This window comes from Amycolatopsis acididurans (genome assembly GCF_012328925.1).
In the GTDB taxonomy this organism is placed as follows: Bacteria; Actinomycetota; Actinomycetes; order Mycobacteriales; family Pseudonocardiaceae; genus Amycolatopsis_E; species Amycolatopsis_E acididurans.
In genome coordinates this window covers 205,551-226,516 of the sequence record NZ_JAAXLS010000003.1, presented here as the reverse complement: position 1 = coordinate 226,516, position 20,966 = coordinate 205,551, and the positions used below count along the sequence as shown (strand labels likewise).

Annotated in this window: 19 protein-coding genes and 1 pseudogene; 15 read left to right on the top strand and 5 right to left on the bottom strand. The window is 71.6% G+C overall.

The features are described from left to right. The first annotated feature begins 149 nt into the window (after positions 1–149). Both HFP15_RS07675 and HFP15_RS07670 read left to right on the top strand, forming a co-directional pair. Positions 150–1,055, top strand: coding sequence for a proteasome assembly chaperone family protein (locus HFP15_RS07675; RefSeq protein ID WP_168512939.1), 906 nt, complete (start codon positions 150–152; stop codon positions 1,053–1,055). Positions 1,056–1,168: 113 nt separating this feature from the next. Then, a pseudogene (locus tag HFP15_RS07670) lies at positions 1,169–1,279 on the top strand (zinc-binding dehydrogenase); the annotation flags it as partial. On the opposite strand, the gene HFP15_RS07665 reads toward HFP15_RS07670, so the two are convergent. Both HFP15_RS07665 and HFP15_RS43425 read right to left on the bottom strand, forming a co-directional pair. Next, entirely contained in the window at positions 1,276–2,364 is a 1,089-nt protein-coding gene (locus tag HFP15_RS07665; RefSeq protein WP_168512937.1) for a glycoside hydrolase family 3 N-terminal domain-containing protein, read from the bottom strand. The pseudogene HFP15_RS07670 and the gene HFP15_RS07665 overlap by 4 nt on opposite strands. A gap of 45 nt (positions 2,365–2,409) precedes the next feature. Then, positions 2,410–3,750, bottom strand: coding sequence for a carboxylesterase/lipase family protein (locus tag HFP15_RS43425; protein WP_168512935.1), 1,341 nt, complete (start codon positions 3,748–3,750; stop codon positions 2,410–2,412). A gap of 93 nt (positions 3,751–3,843) precedes the next feature. On the opposite strand from HFP15_RS43425, the gene hmgA reads away from it, so the two are divergent. Then, positions 3,844–5,163 carry a homogentisate 1,2-dioxygenase gene (gene hmgA / locus HFP15_RS07655; RefSeq protein WP_168512933.1) on the top strand — a complete coding sequence of 440 codons (1,320 nt, stop codon included), beginning with the start codon at positions 3,844–3,846 and terminating at the stop codon, positions 5,161–5,163. A gap of 6 nt (positions 5,164–5,169) precedes the next feature. On the opposite strand, the gene HFP15_RS07650 is transcribed toward hmgA, so the two are convergent. After that, positions 5,170–5,799, bottom strand: a complete 630-nt coding sequence (locus HFP15_RS07650) for a hypothetical protein (RefSeq protein ID WP_168512931.1) — start codon at positions 5,797–5,799, stop codon at positions 5,170–5,172. 326 nt (positions 5,800–6,125) lie between these two features. On the opposite strand from HFP15_RS07650, the gene HFP15_RS07645 reads away from it, so the two are divergent. Next, the gene (locus HFP15_RS07645; RefSeq protein ID WP_168512929.1) at positions 6,126–6,611 is read left to right on the top strand and encodes a sigma factor-like helix-turn-helix DNA-binding protein; all 486 of its coding nucleotides are present in this window, start codon (positions 6,126–6,128) and stop codon (positions 6,609–6,611) included. Here the strand turns inward: HFP15_RS07645 and HFP15_RS07640 are convergent. Both HFP15_RS07640 and HFP15_RS07635 read right to left on the bottom strand, forming a co-directional pair. After that, complete coding sequence (locus tag HFP15_RS07640; protein WP_168512927.1) at positions 6,608–7,369, bottom strand: SDR family NAD(P)-dependent oxidoreductase; 762 nt, start codon at positions 7,367–7,369, stop codon at positions 6,608–6,610. The genes HFP15_RS07645 and HFP15_RS07640 overlap by 4 nt on opposite strands. A gap of 12 nt (positions 7,370–7,381) precedes the next feature. Further along, the gene (locus HFP15_RS07635; RefSeq protein ID WP_168512925.1) at positions 7,382–8,380 is read right to left on the bottom strand and encodes an acetamidase/formamidase family protein; all 999 of its coding nucleotides are present in this window, start codon (positions 8,378–8,380) and stop codon (positions 7,382–7,384) included. A 52-nt stretch (positions 8,381–8,432) separates the two neighbouring features. On the opposite strand from HFP15_RS07635, the gene HFP15_RS07630 reads away from it, so the two are divergent. The 11 genes from HFP15_RS07630 to HFP15_RS07580 all read left to right on the top strand — a co-directional run bounded on the left by HFP15_RS07630 (position 8,433) and on the right by HFP15_RS07580 (position 20,966). After that, positions 8,433–9,161, top strand: a complete 729-nt coding sequence (locus tag HFP15_RS07630; RefSeq protein WP_376768859.1) for an IclR family transcriptional regulator — start codon at positions 8,433–8,435, stop codon at positions 9,159–9,161. 71 nt (positions 9,162–9,232) lie between these two features. Beyond that, positions 9,233–10,150, top strand: coding sequence for a PDR/VanB family oxidoreductase (locus tag HFP15_RS07625; RefSeq protein ID WP_446680240.1), 918 nt, complete (start codon positions 9,233–9,235; stop codon positions 10,148–10,150). A gap of 11 nt (positions 10,151–10,161) precedes the next feature. Continuing rightward, positions 10,162–11,331 (top strand): cytochrome P450, encoded by a 1,170-nt coding sequence (locus HFP15_RS07620; protein WP_168512923.1) that lies wholly within the window; start codon positions 10,162–10,164, stop codon positions 11,329–11,331. Positions 11,332–11,378: 47 nt separating this feature from the next. Next, positions 11,379–12,104, top strand: coding sequence for a (Fe-S)-binding protein (locus tag HFP15_RS07615; protein ID WP_168512921.1), 726 nt, complete (start codon positions 11,379–11,381; stop codon positions 12,102–12,104). Next, entirely contained in the window at positions 12,086–13,513 is a 1,428-nt protein-coding gene (locus HFP15_RS07610; RefSeq protein WP_168512920.1) for a LutB/LldF family L-lactate oxidation iron-sulfur protein, read from the top strand. The genes HFP15_RS07615 and HFP15_RS07610 overlap by 19 nt, the downstream gene beginning before the upstream one ends. Then, positions 13,506–14,120, top strand: a complete 615-nt coding sequence (locus tag HFP15_RS07605; protein WP_168512918.1) for a LutC/YkgG family protein — start codon at positions 13,506–13,508, stop codon at positions 14,118–14,120. The genes HFP15_RS07610 and HFP15_RS07605 overlap by 8 nt, the downstream gene beginning before the upstream one ends. 142 nt (positions 14,121–14,262) lie before the next feature. Beyond that, the gene (locus HFP15_RS07600; RefSeq protein ID WP_168512916.1) at positions 14,263–15,615 is read left to right on the top strand and encodes a GlnX family signal transduction membrane protein; all 1,353 of its coding nucleotides are present in this window, start codon (positions 14,263–14,265) and stop codon (positions 15,613–15,615) included. Then, positions 15,612–16,586: a glutamate ABC transporter substrate-binding protein gene (locus tag HFP15_RS07595; protein ID WP_168512914.1), complete on the top strand. Its 975-nt coding sequence runs from the start codon at positions 15,612–15,614 to the stop codon at positions 16,584–16,586. The genes HFP15_RS07600 and HFP15_RS07595 overlap by 4 nt, the downstream gene beginning before the upstream one ends. Beyond that, positions 16,523–17,779: a hypothetical protein gene (locus HFP15_RS07590; protein ID WP_168512912.1), complete on the top strand. Its 1,257-nt coding sequence runs from the start codon at positions 16,523–16,525 to the stop codon at positions 17,777–17,779. The genes HFP15_RS07595 and HFP15_RS07590 overlap by 64 nt, the downstream gene beginning before the upstream one ends. Continuing rightward, entirely contained in the window at positions 17,776–19,980 is a 2,205-nt protein-coding gene (locus HFP15_RS43815; RefSeq protein WP_168512910.1) for a serine/threonine-protein kinase, read from the top strand. Before HFP15_RS07590 ends, HFP15_RS43815 begins: the two co-directional genes overlap by 4 nt. Beyond that, complete coding sequence (locus HFP15_RS07580) at positions 19,980–20,966, top strand: PP2C family protein-serine/threonine phosphatase (RefSeq protein ID WP_168512908.1); 987 nt, start codon at positions 19,980–19,982, stop codon at positions 20,964–20,966. The genes HFP15_RS43815 and HFP15_RS07580 overlap by 1 nt, the downstream gene beginning before the upstream one ends.

Below are 20,966 nucleotides of genomic sequence, written 5' to 3'. Positions count from 1 at the left end.
ACGCGCGAGTGATCAGAGGGGGTTTCCTTCTTCCGGCCCAGCGTTTTGGTGCGGACGGATGCGCGGAACCGCTCCGGTGGTCGCGGGATGGATCCGTCGACCCGTTACGTTCATCCTTACAGGCAGTACTCGCTAACCCAGGAGGCAGAGTGTTCGACCCGGAGGAACTCTATGAAGTGGACTCCGAGCTTCCCGAGCTCGGTGGAGCGGTGCTGCTGCATCAGCTCGACGGGTTCATGGACGCCGGCACGGCCGGCAAGGCGGTCACCGAGCACCTGACGACGCGCCTGGACAACCGGATCGTCGCCCGGTTCGACATCGACCGGCTCATCGACTATCGCGCCCGCAGGCCCACGATGACCTTCGCCGCCGACCACTGGGAGAGCTTCGAGGCGCCGGAGCTGGCGGTGCGGCTGTTCCACGACGAGGGCGGCATCCCGTTCCTGCTGCTCTCGGGCCCGGAGCCGGACCACGAGTGGGAGCGCTACGCCACGGCGGTCCGCGCGCTCGTGGAGCGGTGGGGCGTGCGGATGGTGGTGTCGTTCCACGGCATCCCGATGGGCGCGCCGCACACCCGGCCGCTGGGGGTGACCGCGCATTCGACGCGGACCGAGCTGATCGGGGACTACACGCCGGTGCTGAACCGGCTCCAGGTGCCGGGCAGCGCCTCGGCACTGACCGAGTTGCGGCTGGGCGAGTCGGGGCACGACGCGCTCGGGTTCGCCGCGCACGTGCCGCACTACCTCGCGCAGTCGCGGTACCCGGCGGCCGGGCTGACGCTGCTCGGCTCGATCACGCGCGTGGCGGGGCTGTCGGTGCCCGACGAGGGACTGGTCGAGGCGGCGCGTGCGACCGACGCCGAGATCGAGCGGCAGGTGTCGGAGTCGGCGGAGATCGCCGACGTGGTGCGCGCGCTGGAGCAGCAGTACGACACGTTCGTCGAGGCGATGGACAAGAAGAACCTGCTGGCCGACGAGTCGCACATGCCCACCGCGGAGGAACTCGGCGCCGAGTTCGAGCGCTTCCTCGCCGAACAGCAGGGCCACAACGACTAGGGCACGGGAAGCGGTAACCGGACGGCGGCCCTCTTCACGAGCCGCACGCGGGACCGGGGGAGATCCCGTCGCGGTGCGGGCGTCGGGGCTGTCCGCGGGTGAGGTCCTGATCCGGCCGGTTGCGGATCCCGGTGGCGGCGGCGTTCCCGCTCGCCGAGGCCGCGTCCGCGCACGCACTGAGCGAAACCCGCCACGCGCGGGGGAAGATCGTGCTGGTGAACTAGCCCAGGCTCTGCCGCAGCGCGGTGACGCGGTCGGCGGCCGCCGTGAAGTCCGCCGAGTCGAGCCGGCCGGATTGGAGCGCGCCCGCGAGTGCGTTGCCCGCGTCGTCGCCCTGGGCAGGGTCCTGGGCGGAGCACAGGACGAGGTCCATTCCGGCCGCGGCGGCTCGCACGGCGCGCTCGCCGGTCGTGCCCGAAATGCCCTTCGCTTCGAGCGCGTCGGTCACGGTCACGCCGCTGAACCCCAGGCGGCCACGCAGTTCCCGCCGCACGACGGTGGCGGACAGCCCCGCCGGGCTCGCCGCGTCCAGCGCCGGGTAGGTCGCCCACGACACCATCACGAGCTTGACGCCGCCGGAGATGGCGGTGGTGTAGGGCGCTTCGTCCACATCGCGCAACGTCGACAGCGGCACGTCCAGCGTCACCGGCTGGTCGTCGGTGTTCTGGCCGGCCGCCCCGGCGCCGAGACCGGGGAAGTGCTTGGCCGTCGCGGCCACGCCGGTCTGCTGCTGTGCACCGATGAACGCCGGGCCCAGCCGCGAGACCACCGCCGGATCGTCGCTGTAGGACCGGCCGTACTGGTCCATCAGGTCGCCCGGTTTCCGGTACACGTCGAGCACCGGCGCGAGATTGACGTTCATGCCGACGCCGGCGAGGTTCCGGCCCGCGCCCGTCCCGGTGCTTTTCGCGGTGGCGACCGGATCGGCCGACTCGCCGGCCTGCTTCGCCGACAGGGCGGGCTCGCCGGGCAGCCGCCGGACCTTTCCGCCTTCCTGGTCGGTCATCAGCAACAGCGGCGCCTTCACCGGGCTGTCCGCGTTGGCGTCCTTGAGCTGCTGGATCACCCCGGCGAGCTGAGCGGTGCCGGAAACGTTGTCCTTGAAGAAGATCACCCCGGCGGCCTCGCCGGCCCGGATCCGGTCGAACAGGCTTTGCGGTGGGGTGGGCCCGGAATAGGAGTAGATGACGCGCTCACCGGCGAGTTGCCTCGGCGTCAGTGTGGCCTCGCCGGACGCGGCGGCGACCGTCAGCGCCCCGGCCACGGCCACCGTGGCGGCGATCGTCGTCCAGCGCGTCAGCTTTCTCATCTGTGACAACTTCCGGGCGGCGGCAATGGAGCGCGTGCCACCCTACTAGCGGGCGGCGGCCGGGGAAACCACCAGGTCCGGACCAATCCTGAGCAGGCTATCCGGCTGCCACGGGCGGCTGAACGCGGGCGTTCCGGTGCGGGCGAAGGAGATCCACGCGCGCCGCAGCTCGCGCCCGAGCCGGTCCCTCGCGTCCCATGCCGACGTGCCCAGCATCGGTGCGCCCGACCAGGCCTGCTCGTCGCCGAACAGGAACGGCAGTTCGATGCAGTGACAGGCGCCGAAGTCCGTGCCCTCGGCCGCCCAGTCGAACCGGTAGGTGAACACGCGCGCCCCGGCCGCGCCGAGCGCGCCGGCGAAGCGCATCGCGGGCGCGCCGAACACGTACCGCGTGATCCCGCTCTTGGCCGCCTCGAGCCCGCGGCGGATCACCGGTGTCCGTTCCAGCGGCGCGATGCCCGGTTTGCCGTTGAGGAACGCGTTCATCTCCGAACGCGTGGTGCCGATGACGACGTCCACCCCGGCGCGGGCCGCCCGCGGCAGCCATTCGCGGGCCGGTGGCAGCGGTGCGGTGCCACCGGTCGGGCAGAACGGCGGCGCGGAGTACAGCCCGCCGGGGCCGGCGGCGCGCACGATCGCCGCCTGCTGTGCCGCGAGAATCCGCTCGACCGGCGCCGTACGGGGATCCTCGCCCAGCGCGGACGTGAAGTAGCGCGCGATCCGTGTCGCCGTGGCGGGCGAGGCGAGGCCGAGGCCCAGTGGTGCGCTCTGCAGGATCGCGCGCCGGAATAGCCCGCGTGCCTCGGGCAGCGCCATCAGGCACGCGATCGAATGCGCGCCCGCCGACTGCCCGAAGACCGTCACCTGGTCCGGATCGCCGCCGAACGCGGCGACGTTCTCGTGCACCCAGCGCAGCCCCGCGAGCTGGTCGAGCAGCCCGAGGTTGCCGGGGGAGATCCCGTCCAGACGCAGGTAGCCGAGCGCGCCGAGGCGGTAGTTGATCGTCACGACCACGACGTCGCCTTCGGCGGCGAGCCGGCGCGCGTCGTAGATGTCCATCGATCCGGCGCCGGTGGTGTAGGCGCCGCCGTGAATCCACACCATGACCGGCCGCCTGCCCTCGGTGCCGGGGGTCACCACGGACAGGTTCAGGCAGTCCTCGTCCTGCACCAGGTCACGCTTCAGCTCGCCCATCACCGCGCCCACCCTGGGCGGCGGCTGCGGTGCGGCGGGGCCGTGCCGGGTCGCGTCGCGCACCCCGGTCCAGGGCTCGGCAGGCCCGGGCGGGCCGAAGCGTGGGGCGCGGGCGAACGGTACGCCCCGGAACGCGGTCAGGCCGCCGTCGAGGGACTCGCCCTTCAGCTCCCCGCTGCCGATTCTCACCACGGCGCCAACTCTAGGCGATCACGGGAGCAGAAGGTTGACGCCGCAGGGCCGCCGGACCACGCTGGCGGGCGGACAGGGAGGTGGGGTGCCCCGATGACCACGATCGAGTCCGAGGTGCGGGACGGCGCGAAACTGGACTATTCCGCGGGTTTCGGCAACGAACACCACAGCGAGGCGGTGCCGGGTGCGCTGCCGGTGGGGCGGAATTCGCCGCAGCGCGCACCGCTGGGGCTCTACGCCGAACAGCACAGCGCGACGGCGTTCACCGAGCCACGGGCGCACAACCGGCGCAGCTGGGTGTACCGCATCCGGCCCTCGGCCGCGCACCCGGAATTCCGGCCGTTTCGCGACGGGAACCTGCGCAGCGCACCGGTCGACGACGGGGTGGCGGATCCGAACCGGTTGCGCTGGAGCGCCCCGCCGCTGCCGGATGTCCCGGTGGACTTCGTCGACGGTCTGTTCACGGTGGGCGCCACCGGGAACGTGCTGCAGCGCAGCGGGATCGGCATCCACTGGTACCTCGCGACGAAGTCGATGACCGACCGGTACTTCGCGGACGCGGACGGAGAGTTGCTGCTCGTCCCGCAACTGGGTGGCCTGCTGCTGCACACGGAGTACGGGCGGCTGCGTGTGCGGCCGGGGGAGATCGCGGTGATCGGCCGTGGCGTGCGGTTCCGGGTCGATCTGCTCGACGGCGGCGCGCGCGGGTACGTCTGCGAGAACTACGGCCAGGCCTTCACGTTGCCGGAACTGGGCCCGATCGGCGCCAACGGACTGGCCGGCCCCCGCGATTTCCTGTACCCCGTCGCGGCTTTCGAGGACCGGGACGCGACCGTGCAGGTGGTGCAGAAGTTCGGCGGGCGGCTGTGGGCGGCCGACTACGACCATTCGCCGCTGGACGTCGTGGCGTGGCACGGCAGCCACGCCGCCTACAAGTACGACACCGCGCGCTTCGCCGTGATGGGCACGGTCAGCTTCGATCATCCCGACCCGTCGATCCACACCGTGCTGACCTCGCCGACCGACACGCCGGGACAGGCCAACGCGGACTTCGTCATCTTCGCGCCGCGCTGGCTCGTCGGCGAGGACACCTTCCGCCCGCCCTGGTACCACCGCAACGTGATGAGCGAGTTCATGGGGCTGGTCACGGGTGTCTACGACGCGAAGGCGGAGGGGTTCGAACCCGGCGGCGCGAGCCTGCACAACATGTGGTCGGCGCACGGGCCGGACGCCGAGACGTTCGAGAAGGCCAGCGCACAGGAACTCGTCCCGCAGAAGATCGACGACACGCTGGCGTTCATGTTCGAGACGCGGTGGCCCGTGGTGACCACCGCGCTCGCCCGCGAGGCGCCCTTCCGGCAGCGGAACTACGACTCGGTGTGGAGCGGGTTGCGGCGCCGGATGACCTGCTGAGCCGGGCTACACGTGCTGCAGGATCCGGTCCAGCGCGCCGAGCCTGCGCTGCGCACCGGCGAGGCTGTAGAGCACGTGCGGATCGGCCTTGTCGAGCAGTCCGGTGATCCCGTCCTCGGCGAGTTCGGGCCTGCCGCCGAGCTGCGGGTAGGCGGCCAGGTCGAGCAGCGTCTGCTCGACGGTGGTCACCCAGCCCGAGCCCAGCGCCCCGCTGTAGCGCTCGATCTTGAGCCGGCGCGGGTCCCGGCGGACGAACGACACGGTCGCGACCCGGTCGGTGAAGCGCAGGCTCGGCCGGTTGCGAGTGGTGGCCACGACGCCGACGCCGGGTGACTCCTCGAGCCCGCCGTGCGCGTGCGCGGCCGAAAGTCCCATCAGCGCGACCGATCGGGGGCCGTCGTCGGCCGCGGCGATGCCCCACGACGCCGCTTCCAGATCCGGTATCCAGCCGCGGCCGATGTGCTCGCTGCGCAGAACGGCGTAGTAGCCCGGGGCCAGCCGGTGGAGTACGCCGTTAGCGGCGAGCCGCGCGTAACCGCGATGCGCGGGCTCGTGGTCGTGCTCGTCCACGTTCACGACCCGGACGGCTCGCCTTAGCAGCGCCGGAAGAAGATCGTACGTGACTTCTTGTGTCATGCTCATCACCCTCGGTAGAGGTTACTGAGCGTCCAAAGCTGGTCACAAGTCACCAAAAGGTGGAAAGACGACCGCTATGTCCACTGTGGAGGGAGCAGGGCGCGAACAGTTGGATGTGACATACAACTGCCGGGGGTCATGGCAAGTAGGGGCTTTAGGCCCTAACCGGAACGTGATTCGGAAGCGACCCTCAGAAGAGGACGCCTCGGGGAGGACAGCATGGAACGGACTGTGCACGAACGCGGCGTGCTGTGCGGGGCGGAAGCGGTCTCGACGAAGCCGACGCCTGGCGAGTGACCGTGAGCAGCCCAGCGACAGGCGAATCCATGACGGCGTCGGCACCGGAACCGGAAACCGAGCTCGACCGGCTCGCGCACGGGGCGGCGAGCGGCGACGCCACCATGATCGCCGGGCTGCTCGCCCTGCTCGGGCCGCTGCTCGTGCGGTACTGCCGCGCCCGGCTCGGTCGGCGCGCCGCGTCCTACGAGCAGGCCGACGACGTCGCGCAAGAGGTGAGCTACGCCGTGCTCGCCGCCGTGCCCGGCTACCGCGAAGGGCCGTTCCTGCGGATCGTGCACGAGATCGCGACGAAGATCGTCGACGAGCTGCCGCCGCCGGAGCCGGCCGGATCCGAGCTGAGCGGCCTGCTGCCGAACCTGCCCTCGCTGGACCGCGACATCGTGGTGCTGCGCGTGGCGACCGGGCTGTCCGCGTCGGACACCGCCGCGGTGCTCGGGCTGAGCGACGCGGAGGTGCGGGTCGCGCAGCATCGCGCGCTCAGCCGGCTGCGGTCTCTCCTGTCACCGGCTTAGAACTGCACGCCGCGGGTCAGCGCGCCGTCGACGACCAGGTTGGTGCCGCTGATGAAGGACGCGCGTGGGCTGGCCAGCATCGTGACGGCGTAGGCGACTTCCTCCGGACGGGCCATACGCCCGGTCGGGTTGAGGGCGAGCGCCGTCGAGAACAGCTCGGGATTGCCGGTCTCCACCCGGTTCCAGATCCCGCCGGGGAAGTACACGTTGCCCGGTGACACGCTGTTCGCGCGGATGCCCTTGTCCGCCAGCTGATAGGCGAGCCCCTGCGTGTAGTGGATCAGCGCGGCCTTCATCGTTCCGTAGGCGGGCGCGGCGAAGTCGATCTCGCGCCCGGACACGCTGGACACCACGACGATCGAGGCCGCCTCGCTCTCCTCGAGGAAGGGCATCGCGGAGTCGACCGTGCGCACCGTGTGCATCAGGTCGACGTCGAACCCGGCCCGCCAGTCGTCCTCGCCCGGCCCGATCGCCAGCGCGCTGACGTTGGGCACGACGATGTCCAGCCCGTCCAGCTCGTTCGCGGCGTCGGTGACCCACGCCGCCAGCGACGGCCCGTCGGCGACATCCAGCGCGCCGCCGACCACCGTCGCCCCGGAGCCGGTCAGCTCCGCGACCGCCTTCTCGACCTCGGGTTCGGTGCGTGCGCAGAACGCGACCGCCGCCCCCTCCGCGGCGAGCGCTTCCACCACACAGCGCCCGATTCCCTTGGTGCCACCGGTGACCAGTGCCCGCAGCCCGCTCAACTGCAGATCCATCTCTCCGCCTCCTTAGAGTTTCGCGGCCTGATCGCGGAGGTAGCCGTGCATGCCCTGGTACGCCTGTGCCCGGGGCAGCAGGCGTTTGGGCACCTTCGTGACCGCGCTGTAGTTGGCGTCGACCACGTTCGCCAGCGGCGCCTGGCTGATCTGGGTGAGCAGCTGGTAGGCGTCGAGCCGGTCGAGGCCGTACAGCTCGTGCAGCCAGTCGATCATCCCGACCTGGCTGGCGCGCCACGCGTCCTCCAGCGGCCGCGCCGAACCGACCACGACGTAGTGCGAGTCCTGCTCGATGCGGGGCCACACCGGCGCGTGCCCCTTGATGAGCTCGACGACGAGGGTCACGTTCATCGCGCCCTCGACGGCCGTCCCGCACGCCTCGCCCTCGCCCTGCCGGTAGTGCCCGTCGCCGACGGAGAACAGGGCGCCCTCGACGTTGACGCCGAGGAAACACGTCGCGCCCGCGCGCATTTCGGGTGTGTCCATGTTGCCACCGAACATGTCCGGCACGAGCGAGGTGCGTACCTCGCGGCCGGCGGGTGCGACCCCGACGGTGCCGAGCATGGGCTCGACGGGCAGATCGAGCCGCAGTTCGCCGCGCAGCGCCTCGAACACGACCACCTCGCGGTCGCGGTCGAGCTGGTAGATCCAGGTCAGCTCGGGCAGCGGATCGTGCAGCAGTGCCGTGCGGTCGGTGGCGGTGAGGCCGCCGAAGAGCGGGATCGTCGCCGACGCCGCCCAGTCCCGCGCCGGGTCCAGCTCGGCGAAATGCAGCGCCAGCGTGTCACCCGGTTCGGCGCCCTCGACGTAGAAGGGGCCGGTCTGCGGGTTCACCTCGCGCATGTCGAGCTTCTCGCTGGGCCGGTCGTGCGGGCTGGTCAGCCGTCCGCCGAACGCGTCCTCGGTCCACAGCCGCAGTGCCGTTCCCGGGGCCACCCGCAGGACGGGCTCGACCCCGCCGAAGGTCCACGCGTACTGGTCACGGTCCGGGGTGAACTCAACAACCTCCACCCCTGAGGATCCTTCTCCCGCCGCCGGGCCCGGGCAAGGGGAGGATGTCCTCGTGGGCGAGTCGATGGTGCACAGGATCGCCAGGGTGCTGGAGGTGTTCGGCACCGACGAGCGGGTGGTGAGCGTGTCGGAGGTGGCGCGGCGCGCGGATCTGCACGTCGCGACGGCGTCGCGGCTGATCGAGCAGCTCGTGTCGGTCGGCTGGCTGCAGCGCGACGAGGACCGGAAGGTACGCGTCGGCGTGCGGTTGTGGGAGGTCGCGTCGCGGGCTTCGCCGACCCTGCCGCTGCGGGAGGCGGCGATGCCGTTCATGGAGGACCTGCACGCCGTCGTCCGGCACCACACGCAACTCGGTGTCCTCGAAGGCGAAGAGGTGCTGTTCCTGGAACGTCTCTCGGCGCGCGACGCGGTGATCAACCTGACCAGGATCGCGGGCAGGCTGCCGCTGCACGCCTCCTCGTCGGGTCAGGTGCTGCTGGCGCACGCGCCCGCCGAGTTGCAGGAGCGGGTGCTGCGCGGGCAACGGCGCTCCTACACCCGGCACACGATGACCGACGCCAAGGTGCTGCGCGCGCGGCTGGCCGACATCCGCAAGGAGGGCTACACCATCTGTCCCGGCTACATCGACGAACGCGCCACCGGGATCGCGGTGCCGGTGCGCCACGGCGGGGACGTGATCGCCGCGCTGGGGGTGGTGGTGCCCAACGACTCGTCCGCGCGCACGGTGATCCCCGCGCTGCGGGCGGCGGCGCTGGGCATCTCACGCGCGGTCTCTCACTGAACGAGAATCACCTGGTCGGTCTGCTCACACGTCGCTCATCCTCGGAAGCGATCGCAACCGAGGAGCCATCGATGACGATGACGATCGACCTCCGGGTCGTGGACAAACGCACGGCCGCCGAGGGTGTCGTGACCCTGACACTGGCGCATCCGCGTGGCGCGCGGCTGCCGGACTGGACCCCGGGGTCGCATGTGGACCTGGTGTTGCCCGGCGGGCTGGTGCGGCAGTATTCGCTGTGCGGGGACCGCTGGGACGCCTACACCTATCGCATCGGCGTCCTGCGCGAGCGCGAGAGCAGGGGCGGTTCGGCCTACATCCACGATCAACTGGCCGTGGGGGATCTGGTGTCGATCGGCGGGCCACGCAACAACTTCCGGCTCGTCCCATCGCGAGCGTACCTGTTCGTCGCGGGCGGGATCGGGATCACGCCGCTGCTGCCGATGGTGCACCAGGCGGAGCTGCTCGGTGCTTCCTGGCGCCTGCTCTACGGCGGCCGCACCCGCGCTTCGATGTCCTTTGTGGACGAGCTGGAACGCTACGGCGACCGGGTCGTCGTGCGCCCGCAGGACGAGTACGGCCTGCTCGATCTCGACACCCACCTCACCGGGGACGCCACGGTCTACTGCTGTGGCCCGGAACCGTTGCTGGCGGCGGTGGAACGCCGCTGTGCCGCGCGCACGGAACGGTTCGTGCCCAAGGACTTCGGCGCACCCGTGCGGCGCGAGCCCTTCGAGGTGGAGCTGGCCCGCAGCAGGCGGCGGCTCATGGTCCGGCCGGAGGAGTCGGTGCTGGAGGCGGTGGGCCGGGCCGGGGTGAGCGTGCTGTCCTCCTGCCGGCAGGGCACCTGCGGCACCTGCGAAACCACCGTGCTCGCGGGCGATCCCGACCACCGCGACTCGATTCTCGACGACGCCGAACGGGCCGCCGGTGACTGCATGTTCCTCTGCGTCTCGCGTGCCCGCTCCGACCGTCTCGTCCTCGACCTGTGAAGGAAAGCGTCATGCTCGACCCGTTCGCCCACGACGTCCTCGAAGATCCCGCCGAACTGCACGAAACGCTGCGTGAGGCGGGCCCGGTGGTGTACCTGGACCGCTACGACGTCTACGCGATGGCCCGCTACGAACACGTGTACGCCGCGCTGACCAACTGGCAGGAGTTCTGCTCCGGTGCCGGGGTGGGGCTGAGCAACTTCCGGTACGAGAAGCCATGGCGCCCGCCGAGCCTGCTGCTGGAAGCCGATCCGCCCCGGCACGACGCGCCGCGGGCGGTGCTCTCGGCGATCCTCGGTCCGCGTGCCCTGCGCAGGCTGCGGGAGGAGTGGTTCGCCGACGCCGAGAAGCTCGTCGACGAAGTGCTCGGCGCGCGGGAGTTCGACGCCGTGACCGCGCTCGCGCAGGCGTTCCCGCTGCGGGTCTTCCCCGACACGGTCGGGATTTCCCGTGAGGGCCGGGAGAACCTGCTGCCCTACGGGGACCACGCCTTCAATGCCTTCGGCCCCGCCAACGATCTTGTCGAGAAAGGACTGCCGGGGATCGGCGAGATCTCGGCGTGGGTCAACGCGCAGTGCGGCCGGGACGCGCTCGCGCCCGGCGGGTTCGGCGCCCGGATCTGGGCGGCGGCCGACCGCGGCGAGATTACGCACGAGCAGGCGCCGCTGGTGGTGCGGTCGCTGCTGACCGCCGGGGTGGACACGACCGTGCACGGCCTCGCGGCGGTGCTGTACGCGATGGCGACGAATCCCGTTGAATGGCAACGGCTTCGCGAGCGGCCGGAGGTGCTGGCCAGGGTCGCCTTCGACGAGGCGGTGCGCTGGGAGTCGCCCGTGCAGACGTTCTTCCGGACCGCCATGGCGGACATGACGATCGGCGATGTCACGATCCCGGACGGCAAGAAGATCCTGATGTTCCTCGGTGCGGCGAACCGTGATCCGCGTCGCTGGGCGGATCCGGACGCCTTCGACCTCGCCCGTGACCCGTCCGGCCACGTCGGTTTCGGCATGGGCATTCACCAGTGCGCGGGCCAGCACGTGGCGCGGCTGGAGGCGGCGGCGCTGCTCACCGCGCTGGCCCGGCGGGTCGAGCGGATCGAGCTCGCCGGCCCGCCGCGACGGCATCACAACAACACGTTGCGCGCGTGGGCGTCGATGCCGGTGTCGGTCTCACTCGCCTGAGCGGCCGGGAGTCCGCGCCGTGAAACGTTCCGACTAGTGTTGCATCTATGACAGTCAGGGTTGCCTTGTTCGCGACGTGTCTCGGGGACACCTTGTTCCCGGACACGTGCAAGGCGGTGGTCCGCCTGCTCGAACGGCTCGGCTGCGAGGTCGAGTTCCCGATGTCGCAGACCTGCTGCGGGCAGATGCACTTCAACACCGGCTACCGGGACGAGGCGGCCGGCCTCGCCCGCGGCCTCGGGGAGGCGTTCGCGGGCTACGACGCCGTGGTCGCGCCCTCCGGTTCGTGCGCGGCGATGGTGCGCGACATCTACCCGAAGCTGCTGGAGTCGGACCTGCCGCCACGCATGTACGAGCTGTCGGAGTTCCTCGTCGACGTGCTCGGGGTGACCGACGTCGGCGCCTACTTCCCGCACCGGGTCACCTACCACCCGACCTGCCACTCGCTGCGCATGCTCGGCGTGGGGGAGCGGCCGCTGGCGCTGCTGCGTGCGGTGAAGGGCCTCGACCTCGTGGAGCTGCCGGGGGCGACGGAATGCTGCGGCTTCGGGGGCACGTTCGCGATCAAGAACGCCGAGACCTCCACCGCGATGCTCGGCGACAAGATGCGCTGCGTGCTCGACACGGGCGCGGAGGTGCTGACCGCCGGGGACAACTCGTGCCTGATGCACATCGGCGGCGGGCTGTCGCGGCTGCGCACCGGCGTGCGTACGGTGCACCTGGCGGAGATCCTGGCCTCGACCGAGGAGGAACCGTGGCTCGCAACCCCGTGACGTGGCTGGGCGTCCCGCCCTTCCCCAAGGCCGCGCACACGGCGCTCGCCGATTCCCAGCTGCGCCGCAACATGCGGCACGCGACCCACACCATCCGCGACAAGCGGGCGCGCGTGGTGTCGGAACTGCCCGACTGGGAGGGCCTGCGCCGCGCGGGCGAGGCGATCAAGAACGACGTGCTGGCCAACCTCGACTTCTATCTGGAGCGGCTGGAGGAGGCGGTGACCGCGCGCGGCGGCGTGGTGCATTGGGCCCGCGATGCCGCCGAGGCCAACGAGATCGTGCTGCGGCTGACGCGGGAGGCGGGCACCGGCGAGGTCGTCAAGGTCAAGTCCATGGCCACCGCCGAGATCGGGCTCAACGAGGCGCTCGAGGCCGGTGGCGTGCGGGCCATCGAGACCGACCTGGCCGAGCTGATCGTGCAGCTCGGGCACGACCGTCCCTCGCACATCCTGGTGCCCGCGATTCACCGCAACCGCGCGGAGATCCGCGAGATCTTCCGCCGCGAGATGCCCGGCGCCCCGGCGGATCTGCCCGCCGAGCCGCGTGCGCTGGCCGAGGCCGCGCGCAGGCATCTGCGGCACAAGTTCCTCACCGCGAAGGTCGCGATCTCGGGCGCGAACTTCGCCGTTGCCGACACCGGTTCGATCATGGTGGTGGAGTCCGAGGGCAACGGGCGCATGTGCCTGACCCTGCCGAGGACGCTGATCACCGTGATGGGACTGGAAAAGCTCGTGCCGACGTGGCAGGACCTGGAGGTGTTCCTGCAGTTGCTGCCGCGTTCGTCGACCGCGGAGCGGATGAACCCCTACACGTCGGTGTGGACCGGCGTGACACCCGGCGACGGGCCGCAGGAGTTTCACCTGGTGCTGCTGGACAACGGCCGCACCGAGGCGCTCGCGGACACGGTCGGCAGGCAGGCGCTGCGGTGCATCCGGTGCTCGGCCTGCCTGAACGTGTGCCCGGTGTACGAGCGCACCGGCGGGCAGGCCTACGGCTCGGTGTACCCGGGCCCGATCGGCGCGATCCTTACGCCGCAGCTGGTCGCCGACGCGCACGACAAGCAGGCGGCGTCGTTGCCGTACGCGTCGTCGTTGTGCGGGGCCTGTTTCGAGGCGTGCCCGGTGCGCATCGACATCCCCGAGGTGCTGACCCATCTGCGCGCGAAGGCCGTCGAGGCGAAGCCGAAACGCGGCGAGGCCGCGGCGATGGCGCTGCTGTCCCGGGTCTTTGCGGACCCGCGCAAGTACGAGGCCGCGCAGAAGGCGGGCGCCCTGGCGGGGCGGCTCGTGCCGGGTGGCAAGGCGAGCACGCTGCCGTGGCCGGGTTCGCTGTGGACGTCCTCGCGTGACGTGCCGATGCCGCCGCGCGAAAGTTTCCGGACGTGGTGGAGGAACAACCGTGGCTGACGCACGCGCGGAAATCCTGGGCCGGGTGCGCGCCGCGCTGCGCGACCGGCCGGTGGCGGCGCCGGTGCCGCGCGACTACGACCGCACGCGCGACTATCCGGACGTGCTGGACCTGGCGGCCGAGCGCATCGCCGACTACCGCGCCGAGGTGACGCGGGTGCCGGTGGCGGACCTGCCGCGCGCCATCGCCGCCGCGCTGGCGAAACGCTCGGCGAGCACGATGATCGCGCCGCCCGGGCTGCCGCGCGAGTGGCAGGTGGGCGATGTGCGGTGGCTGACCGACGAACCGCCGCTGACGGTGGACGAGCTCGACTCGGTGGACGGTGTGCTCACCGGATGCGCCGTGACGATCGCCGAGACCGGCACCCTCGTGCTCGACGGCGGTGCGGCGCAGGGGCGTCGCGCGCTGACGCTCGTGCCGGACTACCACCTGTGCGTCGTGCGGGCGGGCCAGATCGTGGCGACCGTGCCGGAAGCGGTGGCCCGGCTGGAATCGACGCGCCCGCTGACGTTCGTGTCGGGCCCCTCGGCGACCAGCGACATCGAGCTGGACCGGGTGGAAGGCGTGCACGGCCCCCGGACCCTGGACGTCCTGATCGCCGGGTAACTCCCGCACGGCACATCTCCGTCTCGGAGGTTGACCCGAACCGGGCAATCTCATCACGTTCAGGCACCAGTGTTGCTGCAATCCGGGCTCAACCCGTTAACGCGATCGGGTCAGGACACGATCCTCAACCGGCAAAGGAGTGATGAGCGGGGGAGGGCCGGGCGAGCGTGCGAAATCCGAGGACGGGGGGACGGCGATGACCGCGATCCTCGCGCGCAGGCCCGTCCGCGAGGCGACCGAACTCGCGCGGACCACACCCGGCGTGCTGACCGGCTTCCTGCTCGCGCTCGTCGCCGTCGCGCTCCTGTCGGGCATGTTCACCGGCCTGGGCCTGTTGAGCCGCGCCAACGCCCTCGACGCGCTCGCCACCCGGAGCGGCCCGCTCACCGCCGCGTCCGAAGAGATCTACCGCTCCCTTTCCGACGCCGACGCGACCGCCAACGGCGCCTTCCTGTCCGGCGGCCTGGAACCCGCCGCGACGCGCCAGCGCTACGAGGCCGATATCGCGCAGGCCGGCAACACGCTCGCGATCGCCGTCGCCGCACGGGAACCCGCCGATGTCACCGCGCCCGGCAGCCCGCTGGAAACGCTGTCGACGCGGCTTCCGGTCTACACCGGCCTCGTCGAGACCGCCCGCGCCGACAACCGGCAGGGCCTGCCGCTGGGCGCCGCGTACCAGCGCGAGGCGTCCAACCTGATGCGCACCCAGCTGCTGCCCGCGGCACAGGCGCTGTACCAGGGCCAGAGCGACCAGCTCACCGCCGACCAGGACGCCGCGGGGTCGGTGCCGTGGCTGCAGATCGCGTTCGCGCTCGTGGTCGTCGCGCTGCTCGTGGCCGCCCAGGTCTACCTGCGCCGCCACACCAACCGCGTGTTCAACGCGGGCCTGCTGATCGCGACGGCCGCGGCCGTGGTGTCGCTGCTCTGGGTGCTGGTGGCCACCCTCGCCGCGAGCGGCGACGTCCGCGACAGCCGTGACGCCGGGTCCGCGCAGGCCGCCACGCTCGCCAAGGCGCGCATCGCGACGCTGAACGCGCGCGCCGACGAGACGCTCACCCTCGTCGCGCGCGGCGCGGGCTCGGCCTACCAGGACGACTACGTCAAGCTCAGCGGATCGCTGCGCACGTTGCTGGACAGCGCGCGCACCGCGGCCACCGACAGCGCGGTCGCGCGCGACGTCGCGGCCGCCGCCACGGACACCGACGCCTGGGGCAAGGCGCACACCGCTATCCGCAGCGCCGACGACTCCGGTGACTACACCACCGCCGTCCGGCTCGCGATCGAACCCGTCCCCGACGGCGCCGTTCCCGCGTTCGACCAGCTCGATGCGGCGCTGGGCAGCGCGACCGGGCGCACCCGCGCCACGTTCGACCAGAAGGTGACCGACGCGAGCGGCGCGCTCGCCGGCACGGTGGCCTCGGTGACCGTGCTCGCCGTCATCGGGGCGGCGGCGTCGGCCGCGGGAATCTGGCGCAGGCTGAAGGACTACCGATGAGAACCCGCCTCGCCCTCGCACTCGCCACCGCAGCGCTCACGCTCGCCGGCTGCGCGACCGTGTCCACCACCGCGATCCCCACGGTGCCCGCCCAGGTCCCCATGCCCGGCGGTGCCGCGCGGGCGACCGCGTCCAGCACACCCGCCGCACCGGACTGCGGCGACGTGCAGGCCAGCCTGCGCCCGCCGAACCCGCTGCCCGCGCCGGGCCAGATGCCCGCCGGTTCGACGATGGCGCGCATCCTGCAGCGCGGCAAGCTCATCGTCGGTGTCGACCAGAACACCCTCAACATGGGCTTCCGCGATCCGTTCACCGCGCAGATCCAGGGTTTCGACGTCGACATGGCGCGCACGGTCGCGCAGGCGATCTTCGGCACCCCGGACGCGATCCAGCTGCACGCGCTGACCTCGGACCAGCGCATCCCCGCGTTGCAGAATGGAGACGTGGACATCGTCGTGCGCACGATGACGATCACCTGCGATCGCCTGCAGCAGGTGAACTTCTCCACGGTCTACTACGACGCGCAGCAGCGGATACTGGTGAAGAAGAACTCGGGCATCACCGGCGCGGAGCAGCTCGGCGGCAAGAAAGCGTGTGCCACCAAGGGTTCCACGTCGCTGAACACGCTGCTCGCGCTGCCCTCGCAGCCCACCACGTTCGGCGTCGCCGACTGGACCGACTGCCTGGTGATGCTGCAGCAGGGACAGGTCGACGCGGTCTCCACCGACGACGTGATCCTCGCCGGGATGGCCGCGCAGGACCGCTACACCGAGGTGGTCGGCGCGTCGCTGGGCGATCAGCCGTACGGGATGGCGATTCCCAAGCAGAACGAGGATTTCGTGCGGTTCGTCAACGGCGTGCTGGAACGCGTGCGAACCAACGGCACGTGGACCGCGTCCTATCAGCGATGGCTCGGTGGTCTGCTCCCCGGATCCACTCCCGCGCCGCCGGCGCCCCGCTACCGGGACTGATCGGCGTGCTGGAGCTGGAACAGGCCGACCGCGCGCTGGCGGAGCTGGGCGAGGACAGCGACCGGATGGCCGACGCACTGGTCGCGATGGACAGCCATCCCGGAAACCAGCTGCTGGCGGGCGCCACGCTGACCGGCGTGACGCTGCGCCGCTGGAGCGAGGCGAGCGCGGCGATGAGCGTGCTGTGGCAGCAGTTCAGCATGCATCGCGCGCTCGTGGACCAGGCGCGGCAGGTGCGGGAACGCAAATCCCGGCCCGGTCCCGCGGAGCTGGCCGAACTGACCGAACTGCTCACCGGTCCCGTCGTGGAGCTCAACGCCGAACAGGTGCCCATCGAGCGCCGCGGCCTGACCGGGCCCGCCGTCGTGGTCGAGCGGGTGACGCTGAGCGAGCTGGTCGGCACGATGAAAACGGCGTACGCGAAGGTCACCGAGGTGCTCGCGGCGGCGGAAAAAGCCTGGGACCGCACGATCGAACGGCTCGAGCCGCTCGACGCGGACCTGCGCGCGGCCAGGGCGCTCGCGGAGTCGCTCGGCGTGGACGAGCCCGCGCTGGCCCGCTTCGCCACGGAACTGGCGGAGCTGCGCGCCGGGGCGCTGTCCGATCCGCTGGGCAGCGAACCGGATCCGGCGCCGGTGCGCGCTTCGCTGGCCAAGACGCGCGCCGGGCTGGACGACCTGGCCGCCGCGCGGGATTCCTTCGCCGAGCGCAAGGAGGGAATCGAGGCGAGCGTGGCCGAGACCGCCGACATCGACGCGCGTGCGAGCGCCGTGTTCGCCACCGTGCGCGAGAAGATCGCGAATCCCGGCCTGCCCGTCGTCGAAGAGCAGGCCGCCGTCCTGCGGAACCGGGTCGCGCAACTGCCGGCGCTGTGGCGGGCGCAGGACTGGAAAGCGCTTTCAGCGAACCTGGAGTCGCTGGAACGCGACGCCGGGCGGGCACTGGCCGAGGCCCGCACCCGGCTCGAACTCGGCACCGGACTGCTTGATCGCCGGCTCGAACTGCGCGGCAGGCTGGAGGCCTACCGCGCCAAGGCCCGGCAACTCGGTTACGTCGAGGACCTGGATCTGGGCACACTGCACCAGCGGGCGCACGATCTGCTGTACACCAGCCCGTGCGACCTGCGCGCCGCGACCGTCGCGGTCAACCGCTACCAGCAGGCGCTGGCCGACCGGAGAGGGGAGCAGCCGTGAGCACCTGTCCGCGAAGCGGATGCGGCGGCGAGATCGACGAGGACGGCTTCTGCGACACCTGTGGTCTCGAATCGCCGAACGCGGTCACCGGCGCGACGGCCGCCTCGCGCGGCACGGCACGCTCCGGGTCGACCAGCATGTCGTGGAGCACGCCGACCTCGGCGTCCTCGGCGTCCTCGGCGCGCAGCGGCCGCGGGTCCACCCGCACGAGCAGCCGCAGCGCGCTGGGCCGCGGCGTCATCGAGGTGCCGCCGGTGCCCAAGCGCGATCCGCGCGAGGCGGTGCTGGCCGATCCCCGCGTGCCCGAGGACAAACGCTTCTGCAGCGCGTGTGGCGCGAAGGTCGGCCGGGGCCGCGACGGCAAACCCGGCCGGGTGGAAGGGTTCTGCCCGCAGTGCGGCCACGGCTTCTCCTTCGCCCCGAAGCTCAGCCCCGGCGAGCTCGTGCACGAGCAGTACGAGGTGCTCGGCTGCATCGCGCACGGCGGGCTCGGCTGGATCTACCTCGCCGCCGACCACGCCGTCGCCGACCGGTGGGTGGTGCTCAAGGGCCTGCTCGACTCCGGCGACGCCGATGCGATGGCCGCCGCCGTGGCGGAAAAGCGTTTTCTCGCTCAGGTCGAGCATCCCGGCATCGTGTGGATCTACAACTTCGTGGAGCACCGCGGCACCGGCTACATCGTGATGGAGTACGTCGGGGGCACTTCGCTCAAGGACATGATCAGGCAGCGGCGTGAGCAGGGCGACCCGAAGGCGTGCCTCCCGCTGGCGCAGGCCATCGCCTACACGCTGGAGATCCTGCCCGCGCTCGGCTACCTGCATTCCAACGGCCTGGTGTACTGCGATTTCAAGCCCGACAACGCGATCCAGGTCGAGGACCAGCTCAAGCTGATCGACCTCGGCGCGGTGCGGCACCTGACGGACACCACGAGCGCCATCTACGGCACGCCCGGCTACCAGGCGCCCGAGATCGGCAAGGAACTGCCCTCGCCGGTGTCGGACATCTACACCGTCGGCCGGTCGCTGGCGGTGATGACGTTCCCGTTCGACTTCCACGCCACCTACCGCGACAGCCTGCCCACGCCCGACGAGGTTCCGCTGCTGGCCGAGCACGAGTCGTTCTACCGCGTGCTGCGCCGCGCCACGCACCGCGATCCCGCCCAGCGGTTCGGTTCCGCCGAGGAGATGCGCGACCAGCTGGAGGGCGTGTTGCGCGAGGTGGCGGCCACCGAGGACGGGCAGGCCCGCCCCGGCACCTCGTCGGAGTTCACGCCGGAGCGGCGCACCTTCGGCGTGCGGGGTGCCCCGGCACCGGCCGATCTCGTGCCGTGCCTGCCGGTGCCGAGGGTGGACCTCAGCGACGCCGGGGCGGCCTTCCTCGCGGGACTCACCGAAACCGATCATCCCCGGCTGGTCGAGGAGCTGTCGAACGCGACGGTGCGCGGCGCCGAGATCCAGTACCGGCTGGCGCGGGCGCATGTCGAGGCCGGTGACGTGGCCGCGGCGCGCAAGGTGCTCAACGGGATCAAGACACAGCCCGGCGAGTGGCGCGTCGAGTGGTACCGCGGGCTCGCGGCGCTGGCGGAGAACAAGCCGCATCCGGCGCGGCAGGCCTTCGAGACGGTCTACGACCTGCTGCCCGGTGAGCTCGCGCCGAAGCTCGCGATCGCGTTCTGCGCGGAGGCGGCAGGCGATCCCGGCGACGCCGACCGTTACTACCGCATCGTCTGGCGCACCGACCGGTCCTTCATCAGCGCCGCCTTCGGTCTCGCCCGCGTGCTGCTGGCGCGTGGTGAGCGGGCGGAAGCGGTGGACGTGCTGGAATCGGTGCCGGACGCCTCCACGCACTACGTGACCGCGCAACTGGAGGCGATCCGCGCCCGCACCGCCCGCACCCGTGCCGGCGGACTGTCCGAAAAGGACCTCGTGCTCGCCGGGGAACGGTTGTCCGGCCTGGAACTCGACGACGCCCGCCGCGCCCGCGCGGCGCGGGACCTGCTGGAGTCGGCGTTCGCGTGGGTGTGCGACGGGCCGGGCGCAACCGATGGCGGCACTGTGCTGGGCTGCGGGCTCACCGAGCCGGACATGCGGCGCGGGCTGGAAACCTCGTATCTGAAACTGGCCAAGCAGGCGGCGACGCGCAAGGAACGGATCGCGCTGGTGGACCACGCGAACCGCGTCCGGCCGAGGACCTGGTTCTGATGGGCGTCGTCGTCTGTCCCGCGTGCGGTGCCGCGGTCGAGCCGGCGCACCGGTTCTGTGAGAACTGCGGGGAAAACCTGTACCTGCGGCGCACTCCCGAAGGCGGCCCGCTCGGCGCCGCCGGGCCGGACTGCCCCAGCTGCGGCGGGGTGGTGGCCGATGACGGGTTCTGCGAGGACTGCGGCCGCGCCCGCCCGTCGGGGCGCGACCGGATGGAGTTCGACCTCGGTCTCGTCGCCGGGGTGAGCGACCGCGGCCGCGTGCGGGCCCGCAACGAGGACTCGATGGCGTTCGCGACCGTGGGCCCCAAGGACGCACCGGGCGCGGTCGTGGTGACCCTCGCCGACGGGGTCGGTTCGACGCGCCGGGCGGACGAGGCCTCGCAGGCGGCGGTGGACGCGGCGCTCGAGCGCATCGCGGACTGCCTGCACGCGGGCAAGGACGCGCGGGAGTCCACAGTGGATGGTTTCGCAGCGGCGGCGGACGTGGTGGCGACGCTGGGCGAACCCCGCTCGAGCGAGCTCGCGCCGTCCTGCACGCTGGTGTCCGTGATCGCGACGCCGGGCGAGATCACGGTCGGCTGGATCGGCGACAGCCGCGCCTATTGGCTCGACGGTGCGCGATCCCGGAAGATCACCGTCGACGACACCTTGTACGCGCAGCTGCGGGAGGCCGGCTGGCCGGAACAGGAGGCCTCGGCCAACCCGAACGCGCACGCGCTCGCCCGGTGGGTGGGCGCCGATGCCGACCGGGAGGCGCCCGGCATCGCGGTGCTGTCCTCGCCGGGGCCGGGCCTGCTGCTGGTGTGCAGCGACGGCCTGTGGAACTACGTGCCCGCCGCCGTGGACCTGGCAGGGCTGGTCGCCGCCGAACCGCCGCTGGCGGTCGCGGCGAAGCTGACCGCCGTGGCGCTGGAGGCCGGCGGCGGGGACAACATCACCGTCGTCGTGCTGCCCTATCCGTTCGACGTGACCGAAAGCGAATGA

Coding starts and splice junctions, on each gene's coding strand:
- HFP15_RS07615 (WP_168512921.1), top strand. CDS start 11,379: ATGACAGTCAGGGTTGCCTTGTTCGCGACGTGTCTCGGGGACACCTTG.
- HFP15_RS07580 (WP_168512908.1), top strand. CDS start 19,980: ATGGGCGTCGTCGTCTGTCCCGCGTGCGGTGCCGCGGTCGAGCCGGCG.
- HFP15_RS07640 (WP_168512927.1), bottom strand. CDS start 7,369: ATGGATCTGCAGTTGAGCGGGCTGCGGGCACTGGTCACCGGTGGCACC.
- HFP15_RS07595 (WP_168512914.1), top strand. CDS start 15,612: ATGAGAACCCGCCTCGCCCTCGCACTCGCCACCGCAGCGCTCACGCTC.
- HFP15_RS07665 (WP_168512937.1), bottom strand. CDS start 2,364: ATGAGAAAGCTGACGCGCTGGACGACGATCGCCGCCACGGTGGCCGTG.
- HFP15_RS07620 (WP_168512923.1), top strand. CDS start 10,162: ATGCTCGACCCGTTCGCCCACGACGTCCTCGAAGATCCCGCCGAACTG.
- HFP15_RS07645 (WP_168512929.1), top strand. CDS start 6,126: ATGACGGCGTCGGCACCGGAACCGGAAACCGAGCTCGACCGGCTCGCG.
- HFP15_RS07600 (WP_168512916.1), top strand. CDS start 14,263: ATGAGCGGGGGAGGGCCGGGCGAGCGTGCGAAATCCGAGGACGGGGGG.
- HFP15_RS07650 (WP_168512931.1), bottom strand. CDS start 5,799: ATGACACAAGAAGTCACGTACGATCTTCTTCCGGCGCTGCTAAGGCGA.
- HFP15_RS07590 (WP_168512912.1), top strand. CDS start 16,523: ATGGCTCGGTGGTCTGCTCCCCGGATCCACTCCCGCGCCGCCGGCGCC.
- HFP15_RS07625 (WP_446680240.1), top strand. CDS start 9,233: ATGACGATGACGATCGACCTCCGGGTCGTGGACAAACGCACGGCCGCC.
- hmgA (WP_168512933.1), top strand. CDS start 3,844: ATGACCACGATCGAGTCCGAGGTGCGGGACGGCGCGAAACTGGACTAT.